Origin of the sequence: Plesiocystis pacifica SIR-1 (genome assembly GCF_000170895.1) — a bacterium.
GTDB lineage: Bacteria > Myxococcota_A > Polyangia > Nannocystales > Nannocystaceae > Plesiocystis > Plesiocystis pacifica.
Genome location: NZ_ABCS01000004.1, coordinates 1 through 13,021, shown reverse-complemented (window position 1 = coordinate 13,021; position 13,021 = coordinate 1). Strand labels below are relative to the sequence as shown.

General features: G+C 71.2%; 10 protein-coding genes. 7 read left to right on the top strand and 3 right to left on the bottom strand.

The window, feature by feature from the left end:
- Positions 1 to 75 precede the first annotated feature (75 nt).
- From groES to PPSIR1_RS03000, 3 genes are all read left to right on the top strand, one after another.
- The gene (gene groES, locus PPSIR1_RS03010) at positions 76 to 366 is read left to right on the top strand and encodes a co-chaperone GroES (protein WP_006969505.1); all 291 of its coding nucleotides are present in this window, start codon (positions 76 to 78) and stop codon (positions 364 to 366) included.
- Between the two features lie 42 nt (positions 367 to 408).
- Positions 409 to 2,046: a chaperonin GroEL gene (groL, locus tag PPSIR1_RS03005; RefSeq protein ID WP_006969504.1), complete on the top strand. Its 1,638-nt coding sequence runs from the start codon at positions 409 to 411 to the stop codon at positions 2,044 to 2,046.
- Between the two features lie 90 nt (positions 2,047 to 2,136).
- Complete coding sequence (locus PPSIR1_RS03000) at positions 2,137 to 3,252, top strand: Fic family protein (RefSeq protein ID WP_006969503.1); 1,116 nt, start codon at positions 2,137 to 2,139, stop codon at positions 3,250 to 3,252.
- Positions 3,253 to 3,384: 132 nt separating this feature from the next.
- Here the strand turns inward: PPSIR1_RS03000 and PPSIR1_RS02995 are convergent, their stop codons facing one another.
- Complete coding sequence (locus tag PPSIR1_RS02995; RefSeq protein WP_157595148.1) at positions 3,385 to 5,541, bottom strand: CocE/NonD family hydrolase; 2,157 nt, start codon at positions 5,539 to 5,541, stop codon at positions 3,385 to 3,387.
- Between the two features lie 22 nt (positions 5,542 to 5,563).
- Here PPSIR1_RS02995 and PPSIR1_RS02990 point away from each other — a divergent pair, with 22 nt between their 5' ends.
- Positions 5,564 to 6,925, top strand: a complete 1,362-nt coding sequence (locus PPSIR1_RS02990; protein ID WP_006969501.1) for an RsmB/NOP family class I SAM-dependent RNA methyltransferase — start codon at positions 5,564 to 5,566, stop codon at positions 6,923 to 6,925.
- Here the strand turns inward: PPSIR1_RS02990 and PPSIR1_RS02985 are convergent.
- Positions 6,922 to 7,509, bottom strand: a complete 588-nt coding sequence (locus PPSIR1_RS02985) for a hypothetical protein (RefSeq protein ID WP_006969500.1) — start codon at positions 7,507 to 7,509, stop codon at positions 6,922 to 6,924. The two genes, PPSIR1_RS02990 and PPSIR1_RS02985, sit on opposite strands and share 4 nt — an antisense overlap.
- Before the next feature lie 91 nt (positions 7,510 to 7,600).
- Between PPSIR1_RS02985 and PPSIR1_RS41670 the strand changes: the two genes are divergently transcribed.
- Both PPSIR1_RS41670 and PPSIR1_RS02975 read left to right on the top strand, forming a co-directional pair.
- A complete protein-coding gene (locus tag PPSIR1_RS41670) occupies positions 7,601 to 9,745 on the top strand; it encodes an RCC1 domain-containing protein (protein WP_006969499.1) in 2,145 nt (714 codons plus the stop codon).
- 92 nt (positions 9,746 to 9,837) lie between these two features.
- Positions 9,838 to 10,518 (top strand): NAD(P)-dependent oxidoreductase, encoded by a 681-nt coding sequence (locus PPSIR1_RS02975; protein WP_006969498.1) that lies wholly within the window; start codon positions 9,838 to 9,840, stop codon positions 10,516 to 10,518.
- A 10-nt stretch (positions 10,519 to 10,528) separates the two neighbouring features.
- Here the strand turns inward: PPSIR1_RS02975 and PPSIR1_RS02970 are convergent, their stop codons facing one another.
- A complete protein-coding gene (locus PPSIR1_RS02970; protein ID WP_157595147.1) occupies positions 10,529 to 11,863 on the bottom strand; it encodes a hypothetical protein in 1,335 nt (444 codons plus the stop codon).
- Between the two features lie 61 nt (positions 11,864 to 11,924).
- Between PPSIR1_RS02970 and fdhD the strand changes: the two genes are divergently transcribed.
- Positions 11,925 to 12,842, top strand: coding sequence for a formate dehydrogenase accessory sulfurtransferase FdhD (fdhD, locus tag PPSIR1_RS02965; RefSeq protein WP_006969496.1), 918 nt, complete (start codon positions 11,925 to 11,927; stop codon positions 12,840 to 12,842).
- Positions 12,843 to 13,021 lie beyond the last annotated feature (179 nt).

Genomic DNA, 13,021 nt, shown 5'->3' with positions numbered 1-13,021 from the left:
CTCCGCGGGGAAGCAGACCGCAAAGACGGCACCCCGCCACAGCCGAACCCAAACGATCGACAGGGAAAGCCATCCATGAACGTCCGTCCACTCAACGATCGCGTCCTCGTGAAGCGCCTCCAGGAGGAGGAGAAGACCGCCGGTGGGATTTTCATCCCCAACTCCGCCAAGGAGAAGCCCACCCGCGGCAAGGTCATCGCCGTCGGCAGCGGCCGCGCCGATGACAGCGGCAACCGCAAGCCCCTCGACGTCAAAAAGGACGACGAGATCCTGTTCGGCAAGTACGCCGGCACCGAGATCAAGGTCGACGGAGACGACCTTCTGATCATGCGCGAGGAAGACATCCTCGCCGTCGTCGAGGCCTGAGCCCTCGCAGCCCACAACCCAAGAGATCCAAGGAAAGTCATCATGGCAGCCAAGGAAGTTCGCTTCGATTCCAACGCCCGCGCCGCGATTCTCGCTGGCGTCAACACCCTGGCCAACGCGGTCAAGGTCACCCTCGGCCCGCGCGGCCGCAACGTCGTCATCGAGAAGTCCTGGGGCTCCCCCACGGTCACCAAGGACGGCGTGACCGTCGCCAAGGAGATCGAGCTCGAGGACAAGTTCGAGAACATGGGCGCCCAGATGGTCAAGGAGGTCGCCTCGAAGACCTCCGACGTCGCCGGCGACGGCACCACCACCGCCACCGTGCTCGCCCAGGCCATCTACCGCGAGGGCCTCAAGATGGTCACCGCTGGCCACGATCCCATGGAGCTCAAGCGTGGCATCGACCTGGCCGTCGAGAAGGTCGTCGCCCACGTCCAGAGCCTCAGCACCGAGACCAAGGGTGAGGAAGAGGTCGCGCAGGTCGGCACCATCTCCGCCAACGGCGACACCGAGGTCGGCAGCCTGATCGCCAAGGCGATGGGCAAGGTCGGCCAAGAGGGCGTGATCACCGTCGAGGAGAACAAGGCCAACACCACCGAGCTCGACGTGGTCGAGGGCATGCAGTTCGACCGCGGCTACCTCAGCCCCTACTTCGTCACCGATCAAGAGCGCATGGAGGTCCACTTCGAGGACGCCTACCTGCTCCTCCACGAGAAGAAGATCTCGTCGATGAAGGACCTCCTGCCCGTGCTCGAGCAGGTCGCCAAGCAGCGCAAGCCCCTGGTGATCATCGCCGAGGACGTCGACGGTGAGGCGCTGGCCACCCTCGTGGTCAACAAGCTCCGCGGCACCCTCGACGTGGCCGCCGTCAAGGCCCCCGGCTTCGGCGACCGCCGCAAGGAGATGCTCAAGGACCTCGCCGTGCTCACGGGCGGCAAGGCCCTGACGGAGGACCTGGGCGAGAAGCTGGACAACATCCAGCTCAGCGACCTGGGCACCGCCGGCCGCATCACCATCGACAAGGACGCCTCGACCATCGTTGACGGCGGCGGCCAAAAGGACGCCATCGGCGCCCGCGTCAAGCAGATCCGTCGTCAGATCGAGGAGACCTCCTCGGACTACGACCGCGAGAAGCTCCAAGAGCGCCTCGCCAAGCTCGTCGGCGGCGTCGCGGTGATCAAGGTCGGCGCGGCCACCGAGGTCGAGATGAAGGAGAAGAAGGCCCGCGTCGAGGACGCCCTGCACGCCACCCGTGCCGCCGTCGAGGAGGGCATCGTCCCCGGTGGCGGTGTGGCTCTGCTTCGCTCGGCCACCGGCCTCGACAGCCTCGAGGCGCCCAGCGACGAGCAGCAGGTCGGCGTGTCCATCGTCCGCCGCGCGGTCGAGGAGCCCCTGCGTCAGATCGTCGCCAACGCCGGCGGCGAGCCCAGCGTGGTCGTCAACAAGGTCCTCGAGGGCGAGGGCGGCTTCGGCTTCAACGCCCGCAGCCAGGAGTACGGCAACCTCGTCGAGCAGGGCGTCATCGACCCGACCAAGGTCGTGCGCACCGCCATCCAAAACGCCGCCTCCGTGTCCGGCATGATGCTGACCACCGAGGCCATGATCGCCGAGCTTCCCAAGGAGGAGCCCGCGGCTCCGGCCGGCGGCGGCATGGGCGGCATGGGCGGCATGGGCATGTGAGCCCGGCCGTCTGAGCTTCGCTCAGGCACCCAAAGGGGCCCGCCACACGGCGGGCCTCTTTTCGTTTAAGCTCCGAAGCTCGACTGGCTCATGGCCTACAGCCCTCGCTACCAAATCTCCGAGACCGTCCTCCGAGCGGCCGAGGAATTGAGCGCAGCCCGGGCCGTCGTCGAGCTCCTCCCCCTCCCTTTCGCCCAGGTCCGCGCCCTGCGTCGGGAAGCGTCGATCCGCGTAGCCCACAACAGCACCTGGATCGAGAACCGCACCCTCGCCCTCGAGACCGCCGCTGCGGCCATCCACGACCGCACGGACAACGACCGCGAGCGGAGCCAGCCCGAGATCGAGGTCCGCAACTACTTCGACGCCCTCGACCTCATCGACGCGAACCTCCACGTCGCACCCAACGAAGATTGGATGCGACGGCTGCACGCCTGCATCATGAAGGGCAACCGCGCAGGCCGGCCTCGGGAGCGCTCCGAGTACCGCCAAGCCACGGTCCAGGTCGGCAACTTCACCTACGTCCCGCCTGCGTGGGAAGACGTCCCCAAGCTGATGTCCGAGCTCTCGCAGTGGGCTGCAGACGCGATCGATGAGCTCCCCGACTACTTGTTCGCTGCGATCCTCGCGTACCAGTTCGTCACGATTCACCCTTTCATGGATGGCAACGGACGCACCTGCCGAGCGCTCGCTACTTGGGCCTTGCGGCGCCACTACGACTCCAAGGGCCTCCTAAACGTCGAAGAGTTCTACGTCCGCGATCTCGCCGGCTACTACGACTCCCTCCAGATGGGGCTTCACTTCAGCTACTACGATTCAAATGAGCGAGGCAGCCGCTCCGATCCTGACCTCAGCCAGTGGCTCGACTACTTCTGCAGCCGCCTCGGCGAAGCCGCCCGGCACATGCGCGAGTCCATCGAAGGTCACTTTCGGGCGCGACACCCAGAGCTTCTCGACGACCCGCTCTCCGATCTCCCGGACAACCTTCGACGCTTCCTCGTCGATCTCGAGTCCCTCGCCGAGCCCTTTGGCTCAGCGGGAGTGAGCGCCCGCTTTGGGGTGTCCCGAAAGACTGCCCGCGCATGGCTGAGTCGATGGCAAGCAGATGGTGTCATCGTGCCGCTCAACCCCGAGGCCGCGCGCGTGCACAAGTTTCAGCTCTCCCAAGGCTGGCTCGAGCGCCTCGATGCCGCCGAACCCGGGGAATAGCGGAAGCCTACTCAAGCCGATAGGGGAAGCCCAGCGGGCTCGCCATCTCCAAAAACCGAGTATTTCCAAGGCGCGAAGCTCTTTTCGCGGTCAAATAGAGGAACTCCACTTCACCGCCGAAGGCCCATTCCCCTAGCCCGGCCCGCAGCGCAGCGCCCCGATCCCTTCGCCCAGCTCCACATCCAGAGCCGGCGTGGGCAGGGTCGAGAAGCGGATCACCGAGGGATGCTTCGCGTCCCGGTAGACCCGGTGCTCGGCCGTGACGAAGTCCTCCGCCTCGGCCTCGTAGATGTTCTCGACCCAGCTCTGCGGGTTGCGGTCCATGAGCGGGAACCAGGTGCTCTGGATCTGGATCATCACCCGGTGCCCGGGTGCGAAGGTGTGCAGCACGTCCTGGAGGTGCACGGTCAGCTCCGTGGCTTTGTTGGGCACGAAGGGCTTGGGCTGGCTGGGGTCGTCGCGGAAGCGGCCGCGCAGGACCTCGCTGCGGACCATCATCTGCGCGCCGCCCATGTGCTGGCCGCGGGCGAGGTGCTCGTGGTCCTCGGCGTCGCCGGGGTAGACGTCGATGAGCTTGACGACCCAGTCCGCGTCGCGCTGGCTGGTCGAGACCCACAGCTGGGCGTCGACGGGGCCCGCGAGGGTCAAGGGCGCGTCGAGGGGATCGCTGACGTAGGTGAGCACGTCGGGCCGGCGGCTGGCGAAGCGCTGATCGTCGGTCATGTACTCCCGGGTCATGCCCTTGTCGACGTCGGTGGTGAAGGGCACGGGGTAGGCCGGGTCCGAGGTGAACGACTCGAAGGCCTTGCGCTCGGTGGGCGCTTTGGCGACGAGGCTGCCGTGGGGCGTGAGCCGGTCGCCGGTCCCGGCCCCGAGGTAGAGGGCGCCCGCGCTCGCGTCCTTCGGCGGCCAGGTGTCGAACTGCCGCCAACGCATCGCCCCGGTCTCGAACACGTAGGCCGTCGGCAAGGCCCCGCACTCGGCGTAGTCCCGGGCGCTGGGGTGCTCGAGCTCGACGGCGAAGAAGCGCCGCTCGACGAAGGGGCGGTAGTGCAGCGAGGTCGGGGAGCCGAAGTGGGCGTCGCCGAGGTGGTCGCCGTCGCCCCGCGCCCAGCCGCCGTGGCGCCACGGGCCCATGACCAGGGTGTTGCGGCTGTCCGGGTCCTGGCGCTCGATCGCCGCGTGGATCGCCAGCGGCCCGTAGAGGTCCTCGGCGTCGTACCACCCGCCCACGGTCAGCACGGCCGGCGCCACCTCGCGCAGGTGCGGGATGAGGTTCCGGGCCTGCCAAAAGTCGTCGTAGTTGGGGTGGGCGACGACCTCGTTCCAAAAGGGGATCGAGCCGTGGAAGTGGCGCGCGTTGGCGTTGGCGACCGGGCCCAGATCGAGGAAGAACTGGTAGCCGTCGGGGGTGCCGTGCTGGAAGCGGGGCGGCCACTCGGTGGTCAGCTCCTCGCGCACCACGCCAAAGCTGGCGATGAAGTTGAACAGGTGCGGGAGGAAGAAGGCCCCGTTGTGGTGGAAGTCGTCGTACCACCAGTCGGCGATGGGGGCCTGGGGCGAGACGGCGACGAGGGCGGGGTGGGCCTCGACCATGCCCGCGGCCGAGTAGAAGCCGGGGTAGCTGATGCCCCACTGGCCGACCCGGCCGTTGTGGCCCTCGACGTTGGCGAGCAGCCACTCGACGGTGTCGAAGGTGTCGCTGCTCTCGTCGATGTCCGCGTCGCTCTTTTTGTCGTCGACGTGGGGGGTCATGTTGACGAACTCGCCCTCGGACATGAAGCGCCCGCGCACGTCCTGGTAGGCGAAGATGTAGCCGTCGCGGAGCATCTGCTCGTGGGGGCCGAGCTTGGCGGGGAACTCGTCCTCGCCGTAGGGCGCGACGCGGTAGGGGGTGCGGAACAGCAAGATCGGCAGGCGCTCGTGGCCCTCGCCCAGCTCGGCGTCGAGGGCCTCGCGCCAGCTCGCCTTGGGGGTGTAGACGGCCGTGAACAGGGTCTTGCCGTCGCGCATGGGGATCCGGACCTCGCGCTTGTCGTAGTGGCCGCGGATCCACTCGACGCGCGCGGCCTCGTCCGCTTCGGCCTGGGCCTCGGCGTCGAGGGCCACCGCGGGCGCCTCCTCGGCCGGGTCTGCGTCGACGCACACGGGGCTCGCGGTCACGGGCGGCGGCGTGGTCGAGGTGCACCCGGCGCAGGTCAGCGCGCAGCCGAGGCCGCTGAGCGCGAACAGGGCCGGGAGGGAGAGCGCGGGAGACAGCAGTGAGCTCGCGGGCAGTGGACGCGTCACGGGCCGAGGGTACACTCCCGCGATGGCCCGGCCCCGCGCCAAGTCGCCGCTCCCCAACCCCCGTCGTCTCGCGGTCCGCACGCTCCGAGAGATCGAGCAGCGCCAGGGCTTCTCCAACCGGATCCTGTCCGAGCAGCTCGAGCGCTTCCCGGACCTCGACCCCCGCGACCGCGGGCTGATCACGACCCTGGTCTACGGCGTGCTGCGCCACCGCGGGCGCCTCGACGCCCACCTCGACGCGGCCGCGGACAAGCCCCACAAGCTCAAGGGCGAGCTGCGCACCATCTTGCGCGTGGCCGCCTACGAAGTCCTCGAGCTCGACCGGCCCCTGCCCATCGCCAGCGCCGAGGCCAGCAAGGCCGCCAAGCGCATCGACCCGCGCGGCCGGCTCAAGGGCATGATCGCCAAGATCCTCGCCAAGGTCGCCAAGGACAAAGCAGACCTCGACGCGCGCCTGAGGCCTGGGCAGCGCTGGTCCCTGCCGGCGTGGCTGGTCGAGCGCTGGTCGGCGCAGCTGGGCGCCGAGGGCCTCGAGGCCCGGGCTCGGGCGCTGACCGAGGTGCCCAGCGTGGACCTGCGCGTGGACCTGAGCCGCAGCACCCGCGACGCCGTCCGCGAGCAGCTCGTCGCCGATCACCCCAGCGTCCGCTTCGTCGAGCTGCCCGAGGCCGCCGGCGACCAGCCCCAGTGCCTGCGCGTGCGCGGAGGCGGCGACCTGTTCCACGGCCCGCTGTTCGAGGACGGCCTCATCGCCATCCAGAGCCTCGGCAGCCAGCAGGCCGTCCGCGTCCTCGACCCCCAGCCGGGCGAGCGCACCCTCGACGCCTGCGCGGGCATGGGCACCAAGACCATCCAGATCGCCGAGCACATGGGCCGGCGCGGCGCGCTGGTGGCCTCCGACGCCTCCGCCGAGCGCCTCGACGAGCTCGAGCGCTCGGCCCGAGCGCGCATCGAGCTCGACGCCGACGGCATCGCGCTGCAGGTCGTCCACGCCGACCTCGCGGGCCCCGAGCTGCCCGCCGAGCTCGACGCGCCCCCAGACGAAGCTGGTTTCGACGCCGTCCTCCTCGACGCCCCCTGCACCGGCCTGGGCAACCTCGCCCGCCACCCCGAGCTGCGCTGGACCAGCCAGGCGAGCGACGTGCTCGAGCGCGCCGGGCTGCAGGCGAGCCTGCTCGAGCGCTGCGCCGCCTGGGTCCGCCCGGGCGGTCGCCTGGTCTACGCCGTGTGCAGCCTCGAGCCCGAGGAGGGGCCCGCGATCGTCGACGCCTTCCTGGCCACCGAGGCCGGGGCCGCCTTCGAGCAGACCAAGCGCGAGGCCTGGACGCCCGAGGCCCAGCGCAGCGACGGCTTTTGGCTCGCGCGCCTCGATCGCGTGCGCTAGCGCCCGAGGTGACCGAAGGCGTAGTCCGCCTCGTAGACGCAGGGGTACTCGATGCCCTGGTCCTGGCCCAGCTGGGTGCAGTCGGGGCCGTCGGTCACGCCGTCGTCGTTGCAGTCGAGGTCCAACCGCAGCTCGAGCACCCCGTCTTGGTCCGACGCGAGCTCGCCCGAGACCGCTCGGGTGCCAACGATGAACACGCTCGCGTCGCCGTAGATGTCGAGGGAGTCGATGATCATCTCGCCGCAGTCGAAGTCCTCGGCCATGAGCGCGCAGCCGTAGACCACCCCGCCGATGGTCAGCTCGAAGCCGCTCTCGTCGATGAAGGGCGCGACCTCGACGACGCCGTCGGGGATGTCCGCCTCGCAGCTGTTGGCGAGGATGGTCGGATCGCTGAGCTGCCACTCGCCCGCCTGGGGCCGGGGGCTGCCCGGGCCGGTGCCCCCGCCCTGTTCGTCGCTGCCCGAGCTGTCTTCGCCGGGCTCGTCGTCGCCAGTGTCGTCGTCGACCTCGGCGCAACCGAAGGTCAGCGCAAGGGCGAGCGCGGTCGCTCGCCAGGGTCGTCGCCACGCTCGCGGATGGGGCACCCTCGGAGCTTAACCGAGGGACCCCCCTGCGCGCATGCGCTCACCAGCCAGCGCAGGGGCGCTCGGTCCCGAGTGCGGCTATCGTGGGGAGATGCGCCTGCAGCTTGGTCCTCACGCGGCCGTCCTCGCCACCATGGCCAGCCTGGCCTGCAACCCGGGGCCCGTGACCCTCGATGGCGACGGTGAAGCCGAGTCCGAGTCGGACACCCAGGCCAGCGACGAGGTCGGCGAGAGCAGCTCGGAGTCCAGCGGCTCGAGCGCGGAGGCGTCCGAGGTCGAGACCGACGACTTCACCGAGACCGACACGCCCGCGGACCTGCCCGAGCCTCCGCCCGACCCCCCTCCCCCGGCCTCCGTCGTCGAGGTGGCCGTGGGCCGGCTGCACACCTGCGTCATCCTCGACGACGCCTCCATCGCCTGCTGGGGGCGCAACGAAGACGGGCGCCTGGGCAAGGGCCACATGGAGGACCTGGGCGACGACGAATTCCCCTGCGGGCGCGTCGACATCGGCGGGCCCGCGGTGGCCATCGACTCCGGTCGCAGCCACAGCTGCGCCGTGCGAGACGACGGCGCGGTCTACTGCTGGGGCTACGGCCACAACGGCCAGCTCGGCTACGGCAACGGCGACAACGTCGGCAACAACGAGGCGGTCGTCGAGGTCGCGCCCGTGGACGTCGGCGACGCGGCGGAGGTCGTGTTCGTCGGGCCCTACACCAGCTGCGCGCGCACGGTCGGCCAGGACCTGGTGTGCTGGGGCACGCGCCACGGCTACCCGGGCCTGGGGCGCCTCGGCGACAACGAGCACCCGAGCAGCGCCGGGGCCGTGGACGTGGGCGGCGTGGTCATCGACATGGGCTTCAGCTCGGGCAACGCCTGCGCGGTGCTCGACGGCGGCGCGGTGCGCTGCTGGGGCGTGGCGAGCTCCGCCCTCGGCTACGACCTCGGCGAGCCCATCGGCGACGACGAGACCCCGGCCTCGGTCTCCCCGCTCGAGCTCAGCGGCCCGGCCATCGCCATCGACGGCGGCTGGAGCCACATGTGCGCCCTGCTCGAGGACGGCGGCGTGCAGTGCTGGGGCTGGAACGGCGAGGGCCAGCTCGGCTACGGAAACTGGGACGAGATCGGCGACGACGAGGCCCCGGCCTCGGCGGGCACGGTCAAGCTCGGCGAGCCCGCGGTGGCCATCACCGCCGGCTCCGATCACAGCTGCGCCGTCACGGCCTCGGGCGCCCTGTACTGCTGGGGCGACGACGACTCTGGCCAGCTCGGCTACCCCGGCAACCAGGGCTTCGTCGGCGGCGAGATCGACCCCGTCGACGCCGGGGCCGTCGCCCTCCCCGGGGCCGCCAACGCCGTCGGAGGAGGCTACGCCCACACCTGCGCCCTGCTCGGTGACGCCCTGCACTGCTGGGGCGCGGGCTGGGCCGGGCAGCTCGGCACCGCGTCGCAAGGCGAGGTCCTCGACCCCGCGACCACCGAGCCCGTGGGCGTGGACTGCCCCGACTGCTGCGCCATCGAGCCCGAGCCCGAAGAGCGCCTCGACGGCGAGCGCGACGTCCGGATCTACGTCGAGAGCGTCGAGGCCCTCCCGGCGACGATCGTCGACGGCGCCTCGCTGCGCGTCCAGGGGGCCTACTGGCCCGTGCTCCAGTGCGAGGGCTGCAACCCGACCTTCGTGGTCCGCGACGGCGCGGACCAGACCCTGCTGTTCGCCCACACGGCGGACTACGCCCTCGACCCCGGCGACGCGGTGCTCGCCTCCCTGGGCATCGACGAGGGCCAGTGGTACGCGCCCCTCGAGCTCAGCGTCGTCGACCCGCAGCTGTGCGGGCCGATCGTCGACGACTGCATGGGCGTGGGCGCGCGCCTGGCCATCGACGTGAGCGCCCCGGGGCTCCCGGACGCCCGCGTCCTCGACAGCACCCTCGGCCTCGTCGGCGACGGCCTCACCCTCTCGGCCAACACCGTCGAGACCTGGAGCGACGGCCTGTGCGACGAGGGCTCGGTCCCCTACGCGCTGACCCTCGCGCGCCGGGCCTGCGCCCCGGACTGCGGCCCGGTGAGCGTGGCCGAGAGCTGCGAAGCCCCCGCCCAGGACCTGCTGTGGGCGGGCATCAGCTTCGACCGCAAGCCCGTCGAGGTGGCCTACGACCTCGACTGCGTCGCGCTCGACATCGTCGACGAGCCCGCGCCCTTTAGCTGGGCGCTCGAGCTCGACTGCGTCGGCTACCCCTGACCCCACCATGCAACGACGCATGGCCCTGATACAGATTCAGGCAATCGACCATGCGCTCGCACAGATCCATGGTGAGGTCCATGGAGAGAGCCATGAAGGTCTGCATCGTGGGAGCCTCTGGAAAACTCGGCCAGTACATGGTCCAGCACTGCCTCGACCGCGGCTATGAGGTCGTGGGTGTGTGCCGGGCGCAGAGCGTCGCCAAGCTCGAGCGCTTCGCCGAGCGCATGACCGTCGTCCCCGGGAACACCGACGATCGCGAGGTCATCGCCCGCGCGGTGAAGGGCTGCGACGGCGTCCTGACCGTGCTCGTGCCCTGGGGCATGCAGCGCTACGCCTCGGGCACCGCCCAGGCCGTCCTCGACTTCGCCGAGCCCCACGCCCGGCTGATCTTCTCGTGCGGCTGGCACATCACCCGGGACGGCAAGGACGTCTACAGCACCCGGCTCAAGGCTCTGGTCGCCATCGGTGGCTTCGTCGCGCGGATGCTCCGCGTGGTCGACCTCGACGACCAGGTCGAGGCCTGCGACCGCGTCTTCGCCAGCGATCGCCGCTGGACCGTCGTCCGCGGCAGCGACCTCGAGGAGGGCGAGAGCCAGGGGCTGCCGGTGTGGGCCGAGCACGTCGGCGATCCCCTGCTCGCCAGCAACCGGACCCGGCGCGTCGACTTCGCCCTGTTCATGGTCCACGCGCTCACCGACGACGCCCTCGCGCAGCAGGCCCCGGCCATCGTCGGGCGCCAGACGGCCTCGGCCCTCGCCCACGCGAGCTGAGCCTGCCCGCTCAGTGAAAGAGCAGGTGGCGCCCGGCCTCGGACACGTAGATCGCCCGAGAGTTGTGGGGGTTGAAGGTGCCCTCGACGGGGACGAAGTGCAGCGAGTCCGTGGGCAGCCCCACGAGCCCGCGCCAGGCCTCCTCGAAGTGGCGGAAGCGCTCGAGCCGAGACCGCCCCTGGGCCGTCGCCGGGCACACCGAGCCGAAGGTCGAGACCGTGTCCGTGGTCGCCTGGAGGTGCCAGATCTCGCGGCTCGCGTACTGCCGCAGCAGGGCCTGGCGCGCGGCCTCGCGGCCCTCCTTGCCGTCCGGGTCGTTGCGGCCGCGGCGGGCGAGCTTGCGGTCGGCCGGGCGCAGGTAGGTGTCGAGGGCGTAGGCGATGGCCTCGTCGGCGCGGGTCAGCGCCTCGCCGGGCTCCGCCCGCGGCAGGTCGGTCAGCCCAAAGCCCCAGCGATCGTGATCCTTGCAGCCCTGGGGCAGGGCCCAGCGCCAGCTGCCGGTCTCGCCCTCGCCCTCGCCCGCTCGCGGGCGGCGATCGGCGGGCAGCTTGCGGCGCCGCGAGGGGAAGGCGTACATGCCCGGGTTGGCGACCACCGAGCGCACGTGGACGCCCTCGTGGGCGAGGTGCTCGATCACGCCGACGCCCAGGAGGTTGTAGCGGTGCACGGTCTGCCCGCCCGAGGAGTGCCCGACGAGCACGACCTCGCGCAGGTTGGGGAACTGCAGCAAGGAGGCGCGCAGCAGCTCGTCGAGGACGGCGAAGCTCGACACCGGCTCGGCGACGACGCGGCCCCGCTTGGTGCCCTCGACCGCGTCCGCGCCCCGGTTCCAGCCCACGCCCCGCCAGGTCCACGCGCGCGGATCGGCGTCGGTGTAGGGCTGCCAGTCGCCGGTGATCTGGAAGGTCGGGGCGAGGATTGCGATGCGCTCGGGGTCGAGGCTGGCGTCCTCGGCGACGGCCTTGGCCAGGGCGCTGCGCACGTTCAAGATCTGCTCGAGGGCGGGCGGCACGGTGCGTGAGGCGAGCGCCTTGGGGGTCTCCCCGACGACCCCGTGGATCACGACGATGACCCGCTCGATGTCTGGGTTGGGCGGGCCGTCGAGGGCCGCGCCCACGGACGCGTGGTAGGGCAGGCGCCCGCGGTAGTGGGCCGCGTCGGCCCAGTGGCGAAACTCCAGGCTGCCCTCGACGCACTCGCGCTTGCCGCAGCGGCGCAGCTCCTCGACGGGGGCGTAGCGCCGCGGACCCTGTTGGCTCACGCCCGCGCAGCCCAGGCCCACGAACAGCAGGGCGCCCACCAAAGCCGCGAAGCGCCCGCGCCGAGCTGGCTGTGTCCGCGCCATGCCTCCCCAGGATAACAGGGCCGAGCGCTCCCCGGTCGGACCGCGGGTACACTGCGAGGACATGGCGAACCCCGGCCAGCCCGCCCCGCTCGCGGACGAAGACGACGATCGCTACGTCGTGCTCCCCCGCCAGGTGTGGGTCGACGGCGCCCTCGCCCAGCCCGAGGCCAAGGACGACGCCCTCGCCCGCGAGGAGCCCCTCGAGCTGCGCATCGCCGGGACCTCCGTGGCCGTGGTCATGCGCACCCCAGGCCACGACCTCGAGCTCGCCCGGGGCTTCTTGCTGAGCGAGGGCATCGTCCCCGACGCGGCGGCCGTCGCCGACCTCCGCCACTGCACCACCGTCGACAGCCCCGAGGCCGAGGACAACGTGCTGCTCGTGCGCCTCGCCGAGGGCGTCGACCTGGACCTCGCCGCGCTGCGCCGCAACCTCTACGCGAGCAGCTCTTGTGGGGTGTGCGGCAAGGCCAGCATCGAGGCCGCGCTGCGCCCGAGCCAGCGCTGCGCCAGGACCCTCGTTCGCGCCCGCCCGCGCGTCGACGCGGAGGTGCTCTACGGCCTGCCCGGCGCCCTCGAGACCGACCAGCCCGTGTTCGCGCGCACCGGGGGGCTGCACGCCGCCGGCCTGTTCACCGCCGCGGGCGAGCGCCTGGTCGTGCGCGAGGACGTCGGCCGCCACAACGCCGTCGACAAGGTCCTCGGCTGGGCCATGGCCGCGGGCGTCGAGCTCGGCGACAAGCTGCTGATGGTCTCGGGGCGCGTGTCCTTCGAGATCACCCAAAAGGCCGTGGTCGCTGGCGTGCCCGTGATCGCGGCCGTGTCCGCGCCCTCGTCCCTGGCCGTCGAGCTGGCGAGCCGCGCGGGGCTGACCCTCGTCGCCTTCGTCCGCGGGCGTCGGCTGTGCGTCTACGCCGGCGCGGAGCGGCTCGCCCCGTCGACGGCCGCCCGGGCCCGCGCGGCCGGAGAGCCCGACGGCTAGCAGTCGCCCACCCCGGGACCCATGATCCACGAAAGCGTCGTCCACGGACTCAGCTGGCGTTGAACCCGTGGGCGGCTGCCTTTCTCGGTAGGCCGGGGCTGTGAATCCATTCACAGCCCCTGAGCCTGGATCTGCGGGCGCCCCGTCCCGCGGCGGGACAGACTGCCGAGGTGGCGCCT